Raw genomic sequence first — 17,877 nt, 5'->3', positions numbered from 1 at the left:
GGGCTGGGGTGGGGATATCGCCGCGAATCCCACCGTGGAGAGAGCCCCCACCCGCCGCGCTCGGGCGCGCAAGAGCGCTGCCGCGCGCGTCGGCCTCCCGCTATCGCATTTCGTGGCGGTGCCCTCGTGGGCATCCTTCGAGACGCCCGCCTTCGGCGGGCTCCTCAGGATGAGGTCTTGTTTTGCGGCACAATAGTAGACCCTCATGGTGAGGAGCGCCGCTTGCGGCGTCTCGAACCACGAGGCCAAGCATTTGCGCGGTCACCAAGAGGCATATGCGATAGCCCTGCCCGCAAGCGGGAGAAGCCAAGCGAGTCTGCGGTTCGGCCGATTCAACCAGGATTTTCGCGCGCTAGCGCGCGTGCTGGCCCTTGCTGGTCGGCAACGGGCAGTTGGTGCAGACCCGGTCGTCGCACATCCGGCAGATCGTGAAACGATCCATCTCGGAGGTGTCCTGCCTTGCCAGCAGCTCGCGGATCAGCGTCGCAAGCTGCTTCCTCTCCGTCGACGACAGCACGTCCAGCAGCGACGTCACGGCCGAAATCCGCGACGCCAACAATTCGTTCCGGGACGCGGCGCCTGACGCCGTCAGGTGCAAGGCGACCTCGCGGCCGTCCTTGCCCGAACGGCGCTCGACAAGCCGATCCGAAACCAAGCGATCCACCAAGCGGACCGTTCCGGAGTGCGACAGGCCGAGGATTCGCCTCAGCTTGTCGTTGGTCATGCCCTGGCCATAGCCGATGACGATCAGCGCCGCGGGCGTTTCGCCGCCGCGGCCGACCACCTCGCGCGCGCCTTGCTCGATCCGATCCATGACGGCGAGCGACAGCGCGCCCAGCAGATTGGCGATTCCGTTTTCCATGCGCCGAATAATATGTGCGCTGCGCACAAAAAACAACTTGACCAGATATGTGTGCTACGCACATATTTGACCGGAGAGCAACGACGACAAGAATGGAGAGCAGCGATGACGATCCGAAGCGCCGCACTGGCAACGCCTGACGCATCCGGCAGCGAACCCGCCCTGAAACACGTGCAGGCCAACGGCGTGCGGTTTGCCTATCTCGAACAGGGCAGCGGGCCGCTTGTCATGTTCATGCATGGCTTTCCCGACAATGCATGGTCGTACCGAAAGCAGCTGCAGGTGTTCGCGGATGCCGGATATCGCGCGGTCGCGCCGTTCCTGCGCGGCTACGCGCCGACCGAGATTCCCGCCGACGGCATTTTCGATCCGATCGCGCTGGGCCAGGATCTCGAAGCGCTGATCGCGGCGCTGAGCGACGACGGACGCGCCTACGTCGTCGGCATGGATTGGGGCGGTACCTCGACCTTTCAGGCGCTGGCCACGGCGCCATCGGCGATCAAGGCCGCGGTGGTCATGAACACCGCGCACCCGATCACAATCCCAAGCCTCAGGAGCGATCCCGATGCCGTTCGATCGGTCTTCCATGTCTATTTCTTTACGGTGCCTGGCGCTCACTCGGCGGTCAACATCGAGGGACTTCCCTTCGTCGACTACCTTTGGAAGTTGTGGTCGCCGACCCTGCAGAACGACGAGCATCTCCGCTCGGTCAAGGAGACGCTCTCTTCTCCCGGCACCATGAAGGCGGCGCTGAAATACTATAACGGCCTGGTCGATGCGGGCGTTGCGGGCCGGTTGCCGATCAACGACATGCATACGCCGACGCTGACGATCTATGGCGGCAACGATCCGACGGTGCGGTACTCGACCAAGGAAGAGCCGCTCTTCAAGGGACCACATCGGCGCGTGGTCCTGCCCGATGTCGGGCACTTCCCGCATCTCGAGCGTGAGCCCGAGGTCACCGGTCTGATCATGGACTGGTTCACCACGCACGCGGCCGACTGAACTCCCGCAGGTAGCGGCCGCATCCGTCAATATCGTTCAATTTCCCTGAGAAGGAGTGCGCGCAATGGACGCCACGACACAGCAGCAATATGCCGAAGCCTTTCACGCTCTGCACAGAACGGGCGATCCGCTCATCCTGTTCAACGCCTGGGACGTCGCCACGGCCAAGGCGATCGCGAAGGCCTCACCGGCGGTGGCGACCAGCAGCGGCGCGGTCGCGGCCGCACTCGGCTACGCCGACGGCGAAAATGCCCCGCTTGAGATGGTGGAAGGCCTGGTCTCGCGGATGACCGCGTCGGTACCGGTTCCGGTGTCAATCGATCTCGAGGCGGGATATGGCGACACTCCGGATGCCGCCGCGCATTCGGCGGCGAGGATCCTGAAGGCCGGCGCGATCGGCATCAACATCGAGGACGGGCTTGTCGGCGGAAAACGGCAGCTCGTCGCTCCCGAGCAGCATGCCGCGAAGATCACGGCGGTGCGGGACGCCGCGCAACAACGCGGCGTTCACCTCTTCATCAATGCGCGAACCGACCCGTTTCTGCTGAAGTTCGGCTCGCCCGAGCAATGCCTGAATGAGGCGGCAAGGCGTGCGAAGGTCTATGCCGATGCCGGCGCCGATGGAATTTTTGTGCCGGGGCTCACCGACCTTGCGCTGATCGAGAGGTTCGTCCAGCTGACGCCGCTGCCCGTCAATATCATGGTGACGCAAGGCGTGCCCGAAATCCCGGAACTCGCCCGTGCCGGTGTTCGCAGGGTGAGCCTCGGGCCGTGGCCGATGATGGCGGCAATGCGCGTCATTGGACAGGCGGCAGCCGCGGTCGCCGCCAGCAAGCAATACGGCGCGTTTCTACAGCCCAACGGTTGAGCCCGTGAGCGCACGCGATGCCACCGTCCGGCCGGACCATTCAGTCCGTGCCGGCCGGACTACCGGGTTCATGAACGAATTAGTCACTCGATCACTTCGTCTGCGCCGCTGACGACTGAAGCAGAGAACTCGTGGCCGAGCAGTTTGGCGGTCTTCAGGTTGATCACGAACTCGACCTTGGTGACCAGCTGGACCGGAAGATCGACAGGCTTCTCACCCTTCAGAACCCGGCCGGCGTAGACGCCCGCGCGGCGATGCGACTGCACGAAATCTCCGCCATAGCTCATCAAGCCTCCGGCTGTCGGGAAATCCCGGGTCTGCGTGATTGCGGGCACACGATACTTCAGGGCGAGATCGGCCAATCGCCGGCTGCGAAACGCAAAATAGGGATCGGAGGTGAAAACGAGCGCGTTTGCCGACTCTCTCGCGACCGAAGCGAATACGGATTCGAACTCGTCCTCCTTGCTTGCCCGCAATATCTGCAGATGGACCCCCAACGTTTCGGCAGCGGCCTGAAGCCTCTGCAGTTGCGAGCTGGCGGTTGGACTTGTCGGGTTGGTCACGACCCCCAACGTTGTCGCCGCCGGCAGGAGTTCGTGCATCAACTCGAGCCGCTTCGGCGACACGTCGACGCTCAGGCTCGAGACTCCCGTGATGTTGCCTCCCGGCCGCGACAGGCTGTCCACCACACCCAGCTGAACGGGGTCGCCGCCCATCTCGAAGACGATTGTCTTGGTGACGCCGGCGGCCTTGGCGGCAAGCGCGACGGGCGCGCCGCCGGGCGCCACCACCACATCGACGTTGCGCGCGATCAATTCGCCGGCCAGCGCAGGTAGCTGGGCATATTGCCCATTGGCCCATCGATACTCGATCGCGACATCGCGGCCCTCGACAAAACCGGCTTCACGAAGTCCCTGGTGGAAAGCCTTCAGCCGGCTGCCAAACAACTCCGGCGATTCCGGACAAAGATAGCCGATCACAGGCATCGACGGCTTCTGCGCGTGCGAGGATGTGGTCCAAGCCGCGGCGGCGGCCATCAACAACAAGACCTCACGCCGGCCGGCGCGTCCGTGCGATGTTGCTGCACCAGAGTCAGCGCAACTCATGCTGTATCGATCCGCTGGCATTCGCCGTCGGCGGAAGTATATCCCACGATCCGAAACCAGTCGCCAATGGACTGCACCGAACCGCTCCTCGCGGCATCGGCCGACGCACATCAAAACGATATTCCGAACACCGGAATGGCGTCATCGAAGCCCTTGATTTGCCGACTCCCGATATCCTCCAGCGAGCGCTTGCCTCTCACGCTTGCGGCAATCCCTGCGTCCATCAGGATTTCCCGATCTGCGGCAGATGCGCACAGGCGGGCGGCGAGATTCACGACACTGCCGATGGCCGTGTAATCGAGCCGGTCATCGTAGCCGATCCGTCCAACCGTCGCCGATCCACTGGCAAGCCCTATTCCAAAGCCAACCTGGTAGCCCCGCGACCGCCAGCCGCCGATCAAGCCCTGCACGCACTTCTGCATTTCGCTCGCAAGGTCGACGGCTCTCAGCGCCGGCTCCTCGACCGGCACGGGTGCGTTCACCAGCACCATCAGCCCGTCTCCCGAGAAGCTGATGAGCGTTGCTTCGAACCGCGCAATGACCCTGCCCAGAACCTCATAATATTCGGACAGCACGCTCATGACTTCCTCGGGAGTGACGCCCGCGGAAAACGCGGTGAACCCGCGCAAGTCACAGAACACGACGACGACGTCGGTGCGGCGGCCATCCAGCACGCTGTCATCGCCGGCACGATCGACGAGATCGGCGACCTGAGGCGCGAGAAACCGCTTGAGCTTCGCGATCCGCTCCTGGTGCTGCTGCGCCAGCGCGAGCTCGCCGGCCATCCTGTTGAAGCTGTTTGCCAGACGCTGAAATTCGTCCCCGGTCTGGATCGCAATGCGATGCTCGAACGATCCGGCGCCGATCCGCTCCGTCCCCTCCTCCAGCAGCCTGATCGGCTCGGTCATCCGGTGCGCGAATGCATAGGCGAGCAGCCCTGCAAATACGGTGCTGCCTGCGAGAAGCACCGTAGTCCGTCGCAACGCGGCATAGATCGGGGCGTAAGCCTCGGAGAGCGGCTGCGCCACCACGACGGTCCAATCGGGACCCGCCACAGGAGCCGCGCGGGCAGCAACCGGACGTCCCTGTCCGTCCCGGCCCGTTGCAAAGCCCGCTCCCGGGCCGATCGCGTCGCGTATGGCGCGAAACGGCTGAGAGGTTGTTTCTTCCAGCCCGCGGAGCACAAGGCTGATGTCGGGATGGGCAATGAGACGGCCCGGCCGGTCCAGGACGAAGGCAAGGCCGGTCTCTCCCACCTTGATCGCCGATACGACATCCCAGATCAGCTTGAGATTGACTTCGGCGATGACTGCGCCGACCGCGGATCGGTTACCCACGAGCGCAATGGTCAAATACGGTTCCGAGCCTCTGTTGTAGCTGACATCGCTGAACCAAACCTGGCGCGCGTGGGCGCCGACCAGCGCAGGTTCCGCAGATCGGTCGGTACGACTTTCGATTCGATTGAGGCCGACCCGCGAGACGTAGAGACGCTCCAACCCATTGTTGTCGATGAGTGTCAGGCTGACGACCGCTGGCGCTTGACGAAACAGACGCAACGCATCGGTTCGGCGATCCTCATCGGCCTCGTCGGTCCAGGGAAGCTGGACCAGCCAGCCAAGCTGACTTGCGATGTCGGAGATGAAGTTATGAATTTCAGCGGCCGCGGACGTCGCCTGAACACCAAGCAACTGGTCCAGCCTTGCGCGCTGATCGCGGTAACCGAACCAGGCCTCGATCGACCCGTTGACCACGAGCGGAAGCGCGACGGCCAGGAACAGTCCGAGAAAATACTTTGGGAAGAGGCCGCGAAACCGATCTCGGACAATCATGCCCTGATCCCTGAAAATGCGACGGATATATCGATATGCGAAATGAAGCCTTGAAAATGAAGCCCCGGCGCAGCCGCCAACCGGCATCTTCTAGCATAATGAGCCGTTTTAGGCCGTAATGGGGCTGTTGTTCGACCTGGCCAAAGGACGCAGTCGGCTCCGGCCGCCATTGCGCTTGCGTCGGCCCTGCAAAACCTTGGTCCTATAAAATTCCGGCATAGCTGGGCGAGCCAGATGCGAAGAGAATTAAGCCCCCGCCTGCCCTAAGCCTATCGGTGTGAGGACGCGCCAATGCGTGTCCCTTGTATTGACGCGTTTTTCTTCGCGAACCGGTACCCGGTTCGTTCGAAAACGCTACCGCCGAGGCCATGATGGACCAGATTGCCGTTCACCAGGACAGCGCGACCAGCCGGGACTGGCCGGTTGCGATCTACCGCACGCTGAAGAGCTTCGGCGTGGCGCAGGTGTCCTACGTCCCCGATGCGGGACATTCCAAGCTGATCAAGCTGTCGCACGCGGATGCCGACATCAAGACCACGGTGCTGACGACCGAGGAAGAGGGCGTGGCGCTTTCGGCCGGCGCCTGGCTCGGCGGCGACCGCGCGGTGCTGTTGATGCAATCGAGCGGCGTCGGCAACTGCGTCAACATGCTGTCGCTGATGGCGAGCTGCCGTTTCCCGCTGCTGACGCTGGTGACGATGCGCGGCGAATGGGCCGAGTTCAATCCCTGGCAGATTCCGATGGGCCGGGCGACGCCGCAGGCGTTCGAAATCATGGGCACCACCGTGCTGCGGCTGGAGAACCCTGACGATGCCGAGGAGGTGATCTCGGCGGCCGCCTCGCTCGCCTATGACGGCGACCAGCAGGTCGCGGTGCTGATCTCGCAGCGCATGATCGGCCGCAAGAAGTGGACCAAGGAGACGCACTGATGTCGGCATCAACAGGCACTCTCGATCGCCGCGCCGCCGTGAAGGCACTGCTTGCCGACCGCGGCGAGCTGCTCGTGATCTCCGGGCTCGGCTCCTCCTCCTACGACGTGTTCGACGCCGGCGAGCATCCCGGCAATTTCTATCTGTGGGGCGCGATGGGCGGCGCGGCGATGGTCGGGCTCGGCCTCGCGCTGGCGCAGCCGAAGCGCCCGGTGCTCGTGATCACCGGCGACGGCGAGCAGCTGATGGGGATCGGCAGCCTGCTGACCATCGCGACCAAGCAGCCCGGTAACCTCTCGATCGCGGTGCTCGACAACGGCCATTTCGGCGAGACCGGCATGCAGCCGAGTCACTCCGGCCTCGGCGCCAGGCTCGAGGTGATCGCTGATGGCGCGGGCATCGGCAATGTCTCCGAGATTGCCGACATGGCCGGCATCGAGAACTTCCGCAACAGCCTGCGCGATCTCGGCGGCGGCCCGCGGCTGGCGCGCATTCGCATCGCCGCCGGCGAGGTCGAGCGCGCGCTGCCGCCGCGCGACGGCACCTATTTGAAGAACCGCTTCCGCGGCCATCTCGGCTTCAAGGTGAGCTGATGCGAGGCCGCGCTCAGGCGAGCTGGATATCCCAGAGCCCCTCGGCGCGCAGCGCGGCGACCTCGTCGCGCAACAGCTTCGCGATCAGCGTCATCGCGTTGGAGCCGGGATGCTCGACCGGCGAGGCGAGGGTCAGCTCGCGCCGCGGCGCCGGCCGCGCGATGGCGGCGGTCTCGAGCCGGCCCTCCGCCACCTCGGCGCGCACCGAGGACGGCGGCAGCAAGGTATATCCGAGCCCCTCCTCGACCAGGCTGGTCAGCACGCGAAACGAATCCGCCTCGAGCTTGACGTCGAGATCGATCTTCTTCTTGGCCGCGGCATGTTCGAGCAGCGCACGGAGGCCGTGCGAGTGACTTGGCAGCACCAGGCGCTGGCGCATCAGCCAGCCGAAGTCGACCTGCTTCTTCGGCTTCAGCCCGCTGCCGCGCGGGCCGACCGCGACGATACTGTCGCGGCCGAGGCTCTGCACCGCCAGATGCAGATCGACCGACGGCCCGTAGATCACGGCAAGGTCCATCTCGCCGCGATGCAGCCACTCGATCAGATGGCCGCTGTAGCTCTCGACGATGCAGAGCGAGATGCCGGGATAGCGCTCCACCGTGCGCCGCGCCAGCCGCGCCGACAGCACGCAGCTCACCGTCGGCACCAGCCCGAGCACGACGCGCCCGGACGGCGCGCCGCCGGCGGACTGGATGTCGTCGCGGATCTGGTCGATCTGCCGCACGATACCGCTGGTGCGCGCCAGCAGCAGCCGGCCAGCATCGGTCAGCACCATGCCGCGGCCGTTGCGCGTGAACAATTCGGTGCGCAGCTCGTGTTCCAGCAGCTTGATCTGCCGGCTCAGCGCCGGCTGCGCGACCCGCAAGGTATCGGATGCCTTGCTCAAGCTCCCGAGTTCCGCGACGCACGCAAAGGTCCTAAGCTGGCGGAAATCCATACTTGCCAATCCTGGAAGGCAGGTTCATACGCTATAACAAAACAGCATAGGGAGTTTACCGGGGCCCCACAACAGCGGGCGTTTCGTCCGTACGAGCATGATCCGGAAAAGTGCGAAGCGGTTTTCCGAAGAGATCATGCTCAGACAACGAGCTAAAGCGCATCGCGCTTTCGGCGCAACCTCTCGGCAAGACAGAACAATGACCGCACACGATCAGAACATCGACGACCATTCCGACATCCGCGACGCGGTGGCAAAGCTCTGCGCGCAGTTTCCCGGCGAATACTGGCGCAAGCTCGATCGCCAGATGGCCTATCCGAAGGAGTTCGTCGATGCGCTGACGGAGGCCGGCTATCTCTCGGTCCTGATCCCCGAGGAATATGGCGGCGCCGGCCTGAAGCTGTCGGCCGCGGCGGCGATCCTGGAAGAGATCCAGCGCGCCGGCTGCAACGGCGGCGGCTGCCACGCCCAGATGTACACGATGGGCACCGTGCTGCGGCACGGCAACGACGCGCAGAAGGCCAGGTATCTGCCGAAGGTCGCGACCGGCGAATTGCGGTTGCAGGCGTTCGGCGTCACCGAGCCGACCAGCGGCACCGATACCTCCTCGCTGAAGACCTTCGCGCGCCGCGAGGGCGACCACTACGTCGTCAACGGCCAGAAGATCTGGACCAGCCGCGCTGAATATTCCGACCTGATGATCCTGCTGGCGCGCACCACGCCGAAGGAGCAGTCGAAGAAGCGCACCGACGGTCTCTCGGTGTTCATCGTCGACATGCGCGAGGTGAAGGGCAAGGGGCTGGAGATCCGCCCGATCCGCACCATGATGAACCACGCCACCACCGAAGTGTTCTTCACCGACATGAAGGTGCCGGCGGAGAATCTGATCGGCGATGAAGGCAAGGGCTTTCGCTACATCCTCTCCGGCATGAATGCCGAGCGCATCCTGATCGCCGCCGAGTGCGTCGGCGATGCCAAGTGGTTCATCGCCAAGGCGACCAATTACGCCAAGGAGCGCAGCGTGTTCGGCCGGCCGATCGGCCAGAATCAAGGCATCCAGTTCCCGATCGCAAAGGCCTATGCCTCGATGCGCGCGGCCGAGTTGATGGTGAAGGAAGCCACCCGCAAATATGAGGCCGGTCTCGACTGCGGCGCCGAGGCCAACATGGCCAAGATGCTGGCGGCGGATGCCTCCTGGGAAGCGGCCAATGCCTGCGTGCAGACCCATGGTGGCTTCGGCTTCGCCGAGGAATACGACGTCGAGCGCAAGTTCCGCGAAACGCGCCTCTACCAGGTGGCACCGATCTCGACCAACCTGATCCTGTCCTTCGTCGCCGAGCACGTGCTCGGCATGCCCCGCTCCTACTGAGTTCTCAGATCATGCTGCCGCTTGAGGGATTGACCGTCATCGCCGTCGAACAGGCGGTCGCCGCGCCGTTCTGCTCGTCACGCCTGGCCGATGCCGGCGCCCATGTCATCAAGATCGAGCGGCCGGAGGGCGATTTCGCCCGTGGCTACGACGCCGCGGCGAAGGGCCAGAGCAGCTACTTCGTCTGGCTCAACCGCGGCAAGGATTCCGCCGTGGTCGACCTCGCCACCAAGGAAGGCCGCGCGCAGCTGGAAGAGTTGATCGCCGGCGCCGACGTGCTGCTGCAGAACCTGAAGCCGGGCTCGATGGACAAGCTCGGCTTTTCGCGCGAGCGGCTGCGCAAGGCCTATCCGAAGCTGATCATGTGCACGATCACCGGCTATGGCGACACCGGGCCCTACGCCGACCGCAAGGCCTATGACCTGTTGATCCAGGCCGAAAGCGGCCTTGCCTCGATCACCGGCGGACCGGAAGGCGCCTCGCGCGTCGGCATGTCGATCGTCGACGTCGCAACCGGCGCCACCGCGCATGCCGCGATCCTCGAGGCGCTGATCGGCCGCGGTCGCACCGGAGACGGTGCCGACATCCGGATCTCGATGTTCGACGTGATGGCCGACTGGCTCACCGTCCCGCTGCTCAATGCCGAGGACGGCAAGTCGCCGAAGCGGATCGGCCTCGCCCATCCCTCGATCGCGCCCTATGGCGTGTTCCGCTCGAAGGACGGCAAGGAGATCCTGATCTCGATTCAGAGCGAGCGCGAGTGGAAGACACTGTGCGCCAAGGTGCTGGGCCAGCGCGGCCTGCCCGACGATCCGCGCTTTGCCAATATGGTCGAGCGCGTGCGCAACCGCGCCGTCACCGACCAGATCGTCAGCGACAGTTTCGGCAAGCTCACGCGCGAGGAATTGCTGGCAAAACTTGCCGAGGCCGACATTGCCTTTGCCGAGGTCAACAGCATGGACGACCTCGCGAAACATCCGCATCTGCGCCGCGTCGAGGTCGACACGCCGAACGGCAAGGTCAGCTATCCGGCGCCGGCCGCGATCGTGGTCGGCGAGGACAGGCACTACGGCAAGGTGCCCGCGATCGGCGAGCGCATTAAACGTTAGGATGCGATGAGATCAGGTCAGATCGTAACCGCGAACGAGCTGCACCCCCTCTCCCGCTTGCGGGAGAGGGTCGGGGTGAGGGCTCTCTCCACGAATCCCACCGTGGAGAGAGCCCCCACCCGACGCTACGCGCCGACCTCCCCCGCAAGCGGGAGAGGTGCACCGAGCCTGCCGTCAGACCGACGCCGTCGTGCTTCGACATCTCTCACCCGGGCAACACAATCATGAGCGACAAACTCGACCTCGATCATCTCCGCCAGTGGATCGGCCGCAGCACGGAGGCCTCCGACGTCGTCACCAAATATCTCGTGATGGGGCTGCGCGCGACGCTGTTCCAGGAGATCGGCGAGCCGAAGGCCGGTGACGCCGCGCCGTGGACCACGCATTGGTGCCTGGCGCAGCCGGTGTTTCCGATGTCGCAGCTTGGCCCCGACGGCCACCCGACGCGCGGCGGCTTCCTGCCGCCGGTGCCGCTGCCGCGGCGGATGTGGGCCGGCGGCGAGCTCGAATTCTTCGACAGCTTGCGCATCGGCGATGAGGCCAAACGCACCTCGAAGATCGCCGACGTCACGGTCAAATCGGGCTCGACCGGCACGCTGTGCTTCGTCTCGGTCAATCACGAGGTGACGACGTCGCGCGGACTTGCGGTGCGCGAGCGGCAGGACATCGTCTATCGCGAGATGACGAGCACGCAAGGCGCAGCGCCTGCCAAGGCGCCGCCGCCTCCGCCGGTCGCGCAGCATCGCGAGAGCCACGTCTCCGACCCGGTGCTGCTGTTTCGGTACTCGGCGCTGACCTTCAACGGCCATCGCATCCATTACGACCGCGACTATGTCACCAAGGTCGAGGGCTATCCGGGCCTGATCTTCCACGGCCCGCTGCAGGCTTCCTTCATCGTCGAGTTCGCCGCCAGGCTGCGCGGCGGCAAGCCGCCGAAGAAGCTCGCCTATCGCGGCGTGCAGCCGCTGTTCGAGGGCAGCGAGTTCTCGATCAATGCCAGCGACAAGGATGGCGGCATGGAGCTGTGGACCGCGAATGCCGAGAGCCAGCCGACCATGAAGGGCACGGCGACCTGGTAACGCACGAGCGCGACGCGTGTCATGATGCGAGGGAATAAAGAGGCGCTTTCATCAGCGCCTCGTATTCCTTATTGTGATCGCGTTCATCCCTGGATCGCAGATCATGAGTCGCTTCTGGAGTTCGGTCGTCCGCAACCTGTCGCCCTACGTGCCCGGCGAGCAGCCGAAGATCGACGGCCTTATCAAGCTCAATACCAACGAAAATCCCTACCCGCCGTCGCCGCGCGCGGTGGCGGCGATCACAGCGACCACGGATCGCCTGCGGCTCTACCCTGATCCGCGCGCAACCGCCCTGCGCGAGGCAATCGCGAGGCGCTACGGCGTCACGGCCGACGAGGTGTTCGTCGGCAACGGCTCGGACGAGGTGCTGGCCCACGCTTTCCCGGCGCTGCTGAAGCACGACGCGCCGCTGCTTTTTCCTGACATCACCTACAGCTTCTACCCGGTCTACTGCCGCCTCTATGGCGTCAGCTACGAGCAAGTGCCGCTCGACGCCTCGATGCGCGTGCAGCTTGCCGACTACCGGCGGCCCGGCAGCGCAATCCTGCTGTGCAACCCCAACGCACCGACCGGCACCGCGCTGCCGCGCGCCGCGATCGAGGCGCTGCTCGCCGAGCATCCCGACCGGCTGGTGGTGGTCGACGAGGCCTATGTCGACTTCGGCGCCGAGAGCGCCGTGCCGCTGGTCGCGCGCCACGACAATCTGCTCGTCGTCCAGACGCTCTCCAAATCGCGCGCGCTGGCCGGCTTGCGGGTCGGCTTCGCGATCGGCCAGCGCCCGCTGATCGAGGCGCTGGAGCGTGTCAAGGACAGCTTCAACTCCTATCCGCTCGACTGCTTCGCGATCGCGGGCGCGGTCGCCTCCATCGAGGACGAGGCGTGGTTCGAGGAGACGCGGCAACGCATCATCCGGAGCAGAGAGGCGCTGGTCCGCAGCCTCATTGAGCTGGGCTTCGAAGTGCTGCCGTCGCAGGCGAATTTCGTGTTCGCCCGCCATCCCAACCATCGCGGCACCGACCTCGCCGCGAAGCTGCGCGAGCGCGGCGTTTTGGTGCGGCATTTCCAGAAGCCGCGGATCGAGGACTTTTTGCGCATCACGGTCGGCACCGACGATGAGTGCGGGCGCCTGATCGGCCTGCTGCGCGGCATGGTCTGATAGCCGTTCACCGACGACGCAACTTGCGATCGACGGCGCCAACCTGCATAGTGAACGCGCGACAGGATGGCACGGTTCTCCGGGAAGGAGCGGTCATGCGATTTGCGATCGGCGACGCGGCCGTCGACGTCATCGTCGACGACGACGATTTCGGCCTTCCGCTCGCCGAATTCCTGCCCGGATACGATCGCGGCGTGATCGAAACACATCGCGCCACGCTGGAGCCGGTGTTCATCGACCTCGCCCGGGGCCTCGCGAAACACGCGATCCAGAGTTTTGTGGTGCGAACCGGCGGCCGAACGCTGTTGATCGACGCCTGCATCGGCGAGCACAAGGACATCCCCGAGATCCCGGCCTGGCATCGGCGGCGCGGCAGCGGCTTCCTCGATCGGTTGCGCGCGTGCGGCGTCGACCCGGCCGGCATCGACGTCGTATTCTGCACCCATCTGCATGTCGATCACGTCGGCTGGAACACGCGCCAGGACAACGGCCGCTGGCAGCCGACCTTTCCCAACGCGCGCTATCTGTTCGGCCGCCGCGAGTTGGCCGGCTGGATGACGCAGCATGATGCCGGGCGTGCACCGCCGATCCACGCCCGCGCCCTGGAGCAGAGCGTCATACCGATCGTCGAGGCGGGCCGTGTCGATCTGGTCGACGACGGCCATCAGTTGGGACCGGGCCTGCGGCTGGTCCCGCTGCCGGGCCACACCAGCGGCCAGATGGGGCTGATGGTAGACTACGCACAACATCGCGCGATCTTTTGCGGTGATGCCGTGCACAATCCGGTGCAGATCTTCCAGCCCGATCTGTCGACATCATCCTGTGCCGACCCGCAGCTCGCGGGCGAGACGCGCGCGAAGATCCTGGCAGAAGCGGCGGACAGCGGCCGTCTCGTCATACCGGCCCACTTCCGCGGCCCGCGCTGTGCCCATATTCGTCGAGATGGCGGTGGCTACGCACCGGTGTTCGATGCCCGGCATCAGTAAGATTCAACACCCGGCGCCGCGGCTCACCAGGTGAAGACCGGGCGTATCATCCAGTCCATTGGAACCGAAACCCGGCTTGCGCGTTCCCCGCCCTGACGGAGGACGCCATGCTTAGAGACGAACAGGTCGCGGTTCTCTGCGACATCGCCCAATCCATTGCCTTCGCCGACGACGTGCAAGGCGAGGTCGACCGGCTGATCAGGGAGGGATACGTCGCCAAGGACGGCGACCTCTACGAGCTGACGCCGAAGGCCGAGAAGGTTTTGTCCGAGCGCGGCGCCAGCCTCAAGGCGTGACGCCGCCTATTCGGCCGGCGTCCACCCGTCCCCGGCAATCTTGACGCCGAGCGCGGCGATCTGTTCGCAAAACCGCGCGATCGATCGCGCCGCGATGACGGACACCTCTGTTTGATCGCTCACTCCGGCAGCGATTTGCCGGCCTGCTCGCGCACGATGTAGTCGGCGTACCAGTCCGGCCAGTTCGCATCGTGGCCGCCGATTCGCTTCTCGTGCTTGCCATGCGCGGCTGCCGCGCGCCGGAGCGCCGCGGCAAGATCAGCGGATGAAGCGAAAGTCGTGCTGTTTCCGTCGACGCGACCGGGCAGACGCTGTGTCACCTGCTGCAGCAGCCAGACATTGCCGTCGGGATCGTTGAAGGTGGCGAGCGAACCGTAGCTCGGCCGCTCCGGATCGGGTCCCTTGATGCGGCCCGCCGCCCCGCGATGAAACACCTCGCTGACATCGACGCCACGCGCGATCAGGTCGGCACGCGCCGCCTCGATGTCGTTCACGATCAGGAAGCGCGGCAGCGCGGATCCCTTGTCGAGATGGATCGAGGTCGGCGAGCCCGGCGGCGTCAGCTGCAGCGCCCGGGACCCGTCCGCTCTGACGAAATCGGCGTCGAGCCGCCAGCCGAGATCTTCATAGAAGCGCTTGGCCCGGTCGACATCGGACACGGGAATCACCACGACCTCGAGCTTCATGTCGATACCCGGTTTCCTGCTTTCGGTACTCATGGCGCGCTCCTTGAAATGTGAGGGACCGGGCCGGAAACGCCCGTTGCACCCACGTTGACGATAGCGCATATTGCTATGAAAATCATAGTAACAATGCAGATGAAGAAAACGTGATGGCAAGGCCAAAGGGCAACCCTGCTGACCCAACGCTGTGTCCGGTGGCGCGCGCGGAGACCGTGGTGGGCGATCGCTGGACCGTGCTGGTGCTGCGCGAGTTGTTCGCGCGCAACCATCGCTTCGAAGAGATTCAGGCCTATACCGGCGCGACCCCGCAGATGCTCACGGCACGGCTGAAGAAGCTGGAGGCGGACGGACTGGTGACGCGGCGCGTCTACAACAAGCGTCCGTTGCGCCACGAATATCATCTGACCGAGAAGGGCGCAGCGTTCTTCCCCGTCATGTTCGCGCTGCGCGCCTGGGGCGAGACCTGGTGCAAATCACCCAGAGACGGTCTTTCCATGAACTATACGCACCTCAGCTGCGGTAAGCCGGCGGGGCTCGGTCCGGTCTGCCAGTCCTGCGGCAAGCCGCTGCATTGGGCGGACATGGTGGCGGAGCGAACGCCCAAATATCAGAGAGAGCGCGATGCGCGCTGGGACGCCTTCAAGGCGGCCCGCTGAACGCAACGACCGCGCCGGCGCAAGCGGACAATGCCCGTTCGCACCGTCGCACATCCCGATCACGCAGGGCCAAACCCCGCACAACACAGGAGACCACCATGCCATTCGTTCGTATCGACCTGAAGCGCGGCAAGTCCGCCGAATATCGCAAGACGCTGGGCGAGATCGTCTACAAGGCGATGCGCGAGGTGATCAACGTCCCCGAGAACGACAAGTTTCAGGTCATCACCGAGCACGACCGTGGCGATCTGAACTACGCCGACAACTATCTCGGCAATACCTACAGCGACGATCTCGTCTTCATCCAGATCACCATGAATGCCGGGCGCACCGTCGAGATGAAGAAGGCGTTCTACAAGCGGATCGTGGACGACTATCAGAGCCAGCTGCAGGGCCGGCCGGACGATGTCGTCATCAATCTCGTCGAGGTCGCCAAGGAGAACTGGTCGTTCGGCCACGGCATCGCGCAATACGCGAGCTGAACGCAGAACAGGAATGCGCCGGACGGACGGCCGCCTGCCCGGCGGCTTGCCGTCCGCAGCTTGCGGTCGGCGTTGCCAGCACGCATAGTCCCGCCCGTGCACGAACAACAACAAACAGGGAGGCAACCATGAGGACGATCGCAGCCGCGCTGTGCGCGCTCACGCTGATCACAACCGGTGCGCAGGCACAGACGCTCAAGGACTTCATGGCCGTTGTCATGAAGAAATGGACCGCGCCGTTCGAACCGTTCCAGCTCATCGACAATATCTACTATGTGGGCACCGACGGGATTGCGGTCTACGTCATCAAGACGTCGCAGGGGTTGATCCTGATGGACACGGCGATGCAGCAGTCGACCGGCATGATCAAGGACAACATCGCCAAGCTCGGCTTCAAGGAGGGCGACATCAAGATCATCCTCAACACCCACGCCCATCTCGACCACACCGGCGGCTTTGCCGAGATCAAGAAGGAAACCGGCGCGCAGCTGATCGCCGGCGAGCGCGACAAGCCGCTGCTCGAGGGCGGCTATTATCCGGGCGACGAGAACAACGCCGATCTCGCCTTTACGCCGGTGAAGGTCGACCGCACCGTCAAGGAAGGCGACAAGGTGACGCTCGGCGACGTCACGCTCACGGCGCACACGACCCCTGGCCATTCGCCAGGCTGCACCAGCTGGGAGATGACGGCCAAGGACGGTAGTCAAACGCGCAACGTGCTGTTCTTCTGCAGCGGAACGGTGGCGCTGAACCGGCTGGTCGGCCGTCCGACCTATCCCGGCATCGTCGACGACTACCGCTCGACCTTCACCAAGGTCAAGGCGATGAAGGTCGACGTGCTGCTCGGGCCGCATCCGGAGGTCTACGACATGCAGGCCAAGCGGGCGCAGATGAAGGACGGCGCGCCGAACCCGTTCGTCAAGCCCGGCGAGAATGCCACCTATGTGGCGGGGCTAGAGCAGGATTTCGACAAGCAGCTCGCCAAGCAGACGGCGGCGCTGCAAAAGTCGAACTAGGTGTCACAGCGAAAGGTCATACCGTCATCCTGAGGAGCCGCGAAGCGGCGTCTCGAAGGATCGACGGCCCGGTTTGTGGCCACGCATCCTTCGAGGCTCGCTCCGCTCGCACCTCAGGATGACGTGGAATAGCCGGCGGTGCTTCTTCCACGCTGGAGCGCATCCAAACCGCGGCTTGACATCGTCAGGCGATCCACCGACCGGTGGATTGCTTTTCCCACGTACCTGCGAGCACGAATTCGTGGATTGAAGCCCGCGGCTCTTCTGTATATGGCAAAGCCCTGGTTAACCACTTTCCCGACGAGGGCCTGTTGAGACTGCTTCTTCTGGTGTCGCTGCTCGTGCTCTCCGTTCCCGCCAGCGCACAGGACCAGCGCTTTCTCGACAGCCTGCGTCACGTCGAGCCGGCAACAAGGCTTGAGCAAGTCTGCGACTATGCCGTCATGTCCGACATCAACCGCGACACCGGGCGACAGGCCGACAGGGCAAAGTCCGACGTCACCTCCAGCCCGTCGCACCATGGCGATACGGTGATCGCAAAAGGCGGCGCGTTCCGCAGCAAAGGCCAGTGGTTCTCGTTGAGCTATACTTGCAAGGGCACCCCCGACCACCTGCATGTGACCAGCCTGCAATACAAAGTCGGTGAGGCTATTCCGACGTCGAAATGGGCGTCGCTGGGCCTTTGGCGCTAGAGCGTTTTCGAGCGAAGTGGATACCGGTTCGCGTGAAGAAACGCGTCAAAACAAGAATCTAGAGCCCCGCTCCGATTCCATCGGAACGGGAAAAGCTCTAGTCTGATCGAGCGGAAGTCTTCACCAGGCGCGGCCTTCATCTCCGCTTCCGGTGCAGCCGGCGGATCGCATGCAGCCATCTCGCCGCGCAGCGCGGCCACGAGCAGGCGCGAAGGCGGCGGATA

At 64.5% G+C, this 17,877-nt stretch carries 19 protein-coding genes; 14 read left to right on the top strand and 5 right to left on the bottom strand.

Annotated elements, in window-relative coordinates; genetic code table 11:
- Nucleotides 1-352 precede the first annotated feature (352 nt).
- Nucleotides 353-862 (bottom strand): MarR family winged helix-turn-helix transcriptional regulator, encoded by a 510-nt coding sequence (locus AC1VNY_RS24265; RefSeq protein WP_482407067.1) that lies wholly within the window; start codon nt 860-862, stop codon nt 353-355.
- 105 nt (nt 863-967) lie between these two features.
- Between AC1VNY_RS24265 and AC1VNY_RS24260 the strand changes: the two genes are divergently transcribed.
- Together AC1VNY_RS24260 and AC1VNY_RS24255 are read left to right on the top strand one after the other, a co-directional pair.
- Nucleotides 968-1,867 carry an alpha/beta fold hydrolase gene (locus AC1VNY_RS24260; protein WP_482407066.1) on the top strand — a complete coding sequence of 300 codons (900 nt, stop codon included), beginning with the start codon at nt 968-970 and terminating at the stop codon, nt 1,865-1,867.
- Nucleotides 1,868-1,931: 64 nt separating this feature from the next.
- Entirely contained in the window at nt 1,932-2,735 is an 804-nt protein-coding gene (locus tag AC1VNY_RS24255) for an isocitrate lyase/PEP mutase family protein (RefSeq protein ID WP_482407065.1), read from the top strand.
- An 83-nt stretch (nt 2,736-2,818) separates the two neighbouring features.
- Here AC1VNY_RS24255 and AC1VNY_RS24250 read toward each other — a convergent pair whose 3' ends face one another.
- Together AC1VNY_RS24250 and AC1VNY_RS24245 are read right to left on the bottom strand one after the other, a co-directional pair.
- Nucleotides 2,819-3,772 carry an ABC transporter substrate-binding protein gene (locus AC1VNY_RS24250; protein WP_482407070.1) on the bottom strand — a complete coding sequence of 318 codons (954 nt, stop codon included), beginning with the start codon at nt 3,770-3,772 and terminating at the stop codon, nt 2,819-2,821.
- 179 nt (nt 3,773-3,951) lie between these two features.
- Nucleotides 3,952-5,670 (bottom strand): adenylate/guanylate cyclase domain-containing protein, encoded by a 1,719-nt coding sequence (locus AC1VNY_RS24245; RefSeq protein WP_482407069.1) that lies wholly within the window; start codon nt 5,668-5,670, stop codon nt 3,952-3,954.
- Between the two features lie 368 nt (nt 5,671-6,038).
- Here AC1VNY_RS24245 and AC1VNY_RS24240 point away from each other — a divergent pair, with 368 nt between their 5' ends.
- Together AC1VNY_RS24240 and AC1VNY_RS24235 are read left to right on the top strand one after the other, a co-directional pair.
- A complete protein-coding gene (locus AC1VNY_RS24240) occupies nt 6,039-6,599 on the top strand; it encodes a thiamine pyrophosphate-binding protein (RefSeq protein ID WP_092090087.1) in 561 nt (186 codons plus the stop codon).
- The gene (locus tag AC1VNY_RS24235) at nt 6,599-7,192 is read left to right on the top strand and encodes a thiamine pyrophosphate-dependent enzyme (RefSeq protein WP_482407064.1); all 594 of its coding nucleotides are present in this window, start codon (nt 6,599-6,601) and stop codon (nt 7,190-7,192) included. The genes AC1VNY_RS24240 and AC1VNY_RS24235 overlap by 1 nt, the downstream gene beginning before the upstream one ends.
- Before the next feature lie 13 nt (nt 7,193-7,205).
- Here the strand turns inward: AC1VNY_RS24235 and AC1VNY_RS24230 are convergent, their stop codons facing one another.
- Complete coding sequence (locus tag AC1VNY_RS24230; protein ID WP_028334965.1) at nt 7,206-8,129, bottom strand: LysR substrate-binding domain-containing protein; 924 nt, start codon at nt 8,127-8,129, stop codon at nt 7,206-7,208.
- Nucleotides 8,130-8,328: 199 nt separating this feature from the next.
- On the opposite strand from AC1VNY_RS24230, the gene AC1VNY_RS24225 reads away from it, so the two are divergent.
- The 6 genes from AC1VNY_RS24225 (at nt 8,329) to AC1VNY_RS24200 (ending at nt 14,124) form a co-directional block, all read left to right on the top strand.
- Nucleotides 8,329-9,498, top strand: coding sequence for an acyl-CoA dehydrogenase family protein (locus AC1VNY_RS24225; protein ID WP_482407063.1), 1,170 nt, complete (start codon nt 8,329-8,331; stop codon nt 9,496-9,498).
- A gap of 11 nt (nt 9,499-9,509) precedes the next feature.
- Entirely contained in the window at nt 9,510-10,607 is a 1,098-nt protein-coding gene (locus AC1VNY_RS24220) for a CaiB/BaiF CoA transferase family protein (RefSeq protein ID WP_482407062.1), read from the top strand.
- Between the two features lie 224 nt (nt 10,608-10,831).
- On the top strand, nt 10,832-11,686 hold the full coding sequence (locus tag AC1VNY_RS24215) for an HTD2 family dehydratase (protein WP_482407061.1): 855 nt from the start codon (nt 10,832-10,834) through the stop codon (nt 11,684-11,686).
- 103 nt (nt 11,687-11,789) lie between these two features.
- Entirely contained in the window at nt 11,790-12,842 is a 1,053-nt protein-coding gene (hisC, locus tag AC1VNY_RS24210) for a histidinol-phosphate transaminase (protein WP_482407060.1), read from the top strand.
- Between the two features lie 95 nt (nt 12,843-12,937).
- Nucleotides 12,938-13,828, top strand: coding sequence for an MBL fold metallo-hydrolase (locus AC1VNY_RS24205; protein WP_482407059.1), 891 nt, complete (start codon nt 12,938-12,940; stop codon nt 13,826-13,828).
- Nucleotides 13,829-13,935: 107 nt separating this feature from the next.
- Nucleotides 13,936-14,124: a Rossmann-fold NAD(P)-binding domain-containing protein gene (locus AC1VNY_RS24200; RefSeq protein ID WP_028334959.1), complete on the top strand. Its 189-nt coding sequence runs from the start codon at nt 13,936-13,938 to the stop codon at nt 14,122-14,124.
- A gap of 119 nt (nt 14,125-14,243) precedes the next feature.
- Here AC1VNY_RS24200 and AC1VNY_RS24195 read toward each other — a convergent pair whose 3' ends face one another.
- Nucleotides 14,244-14,843: a VOC family protein gene (locus tag AC1VNY_RS24195; RefSeq protein ID WP_482407058.1), complete on the bottom strand. Its 600-nt coding sequence runs from the start codon at nt 14,841-14,843 to the stop codon at nt 14,244-14,246.
- Between the two features lie 113 nt (nt 14,844-14,956).
- On the opposite strand from AC1VNY_RS24195, the gene AC1VNY_RS24190 reads away from it, so the two are divergent.
- The 4 genes from AC1VNY_RS24190 to AC1VNY_RS24175 all read left to right on the top strand — a co-directional run bounded on the left by AC1VNY_RS24190 (nt 14,957) and on the right by AC1VNY_RS24175 (nt 17,653).
- Entirely contained in the window at nt 14,957-15,463 is a 507-nt protein-coding gene (locus AC1VNY_RS24190; RefSeq protein WP_482407057.1) for a winged helix-turn-helix transcriptional regulator, read from the top strand.
- A 98-nt stretch (nt 15,464-15,561) separates the two neighbouring features.
- Nucleotides 15,562-15,945: a tautomerase family protein gene (locus tag AC1VNY_RS24185; RefSeq protein ID WP_283069021.1), complete on the top strand. Its 384-nt coding sequence runs from the start codon at nt 15,562-15,564 to the stop codon at nt 15,943-15,945.
- A gap of 128 nt (nt 15,946-16,073) precedes the next feature.
- A complete protein-coding gene (gene blaBJP, locus AC1VNY_RS24180; RefSeq protein ID WP_482407056.1) occupies nt 16,074-16,961 on the top strand; it encodes a BJP family subclass B3 metallo-beta-lactamase in 888 nt (295 codons plus the stop codon).
- Between the two features lie 311 nt (nt 16,962-17,272).
- Entirely contained in the window at nt 17,273-17,653 is a 381-nt protein-coding gene (locus AC1VNY_RS24175) for a DUF930 domain-containing protein (RefSeq protein ID WP_482407055.1), read from the top strand.
- The last annotated feature ends 224 nt before the right edge of the window (nt 17,654-17,877 follow it).

This window comes from Bradyrhizobium ferriligni, from assembly GCF_056837965.1.
This window is presented reverse-complemented; position numbering and strand designations above follow the sequence as displayed.

Coding starts and splice junctions, on each gene's coding strand:
- AC1VNY_RS24265 (WP_482407067.1), bottom strand. CDS start 862: ATGGAAAACGGAATCGCCAATCTGCTGGGCGCGCTGTCGCTCGCCGTC.
- AC1VNY_RS24260 (WP_482407066.1), top strand. CDS start 968: ATGACGATCCGAAGCGCCGCACTGGCAACGCCTGACGCATCCGGCAGC.
- AC1VNY_RS24255 (WP_482407065.1), top strand. CDS start 1,932: ATGGACGCCACGACACAGCAGCAATATGCCGAAGCCTTTCACGCTCTG.
- AC1VNY_RS24250 (WP_482407070.1), bottom strand. CDS start 3,772: ATGGCCGCCGCCGCGGCTTGGACCACATCCTCGCACGCGCAGAAGCCG.
- AC1VNY_RS24245 (WP_482407069.1), bottom strand. CDS start 5,670: ATGATTGTCCGAGATCGGTTTCGCGGCCTCTTCCCAAAGTATTTTCTC.
- AC1VNY_RS24240 (WP_092090087.1), top strand. CDS start 6,039: ATGATGGACCAGATTGCCGTTCACCAGGACAGCGCGACCAGCCGGGAC.
- AC1VNY_RS24235 (WP_482407064.1), top strand. CDS start 6,599: ATGTCGGCATCAACAGGCACTCTCGATCGCCGCGCCGCCGTGAAGGCA.
- AC1VNY_RS24230 (WP_028334965.1), bottom strand. CDS start 8,129: ATGGATTTCCGCCAGCTTAGGACCTTTGCGTGCGTCGCGGAACTCGGG.
- AC1VNY_RS24225 (WP_482407063.1), top strand. CDS start 8,329: ATGACCGCACACGATCAGAACATCGACGACCATTCCGACATCCGCGAC.
- AC1VNY_RS24220 (WP_482407062.1), top strand. CDS start 9,510: ATGCTGCCGCTTGAGGGATTGACCGTCATCGCCGTCGAACAGGCGGTC.
- AC1VNY_RS24215 (WP_482407061.1), top strand. CDS start 10,832: ATGAGCGACAAACTCGACCTCGATCATCTCCGCCAGTGGATCGGCCGC.
- hisC (WP_482407060.1), top strand. CDS start 11,790: ATGAGTCGCTTCTGGAGTTCGGTCGTCCGCAACCTGTCGCCCTACGTG.
- AC1VNY_RS24205 (WP_482407059.1), top strand. CDS start 12,938: ATGCGATTTGCGATCGGCGACGCGGCCGTCGACGTCATCGTCGACGAC.
- AC1VNY_RS24200 (WP_028334959.1), top strand. CDS start 13,936: ATGCTTAGAGACGAACAGGTCGCGGTTCTCTGCGACATCGCCCAATCC.
- AC1VNY_RS24195 (WP_482407058.1), bottom strand. CDS start 14,843: ATGAGTACCGAAAGCAGGAAACCGGGTATCGACATGAAGCTCGAGGTC.
- AC1VNY_RS24190 (WP_482407057.1), top strand. CDS start 14,957: ATGGCAAGGCCAAAGGGCAACCCTGCTGACCCAACGCTGTGTCCGGTG.
- AC1VNY_RS24185 (WP_283069021.1), top strand. CDS start 15,562: ATGCCATTCGTTCGTATCGACCTGAAGCGCGGCAAGTCCGCCGAATAT.
- blaBJP (WP_482407056.1), top strand. CDS start 16,074: ATGAGGACGATCGCAGCCGCGCTGTGCGCGCTCACGCTGATCACAACC.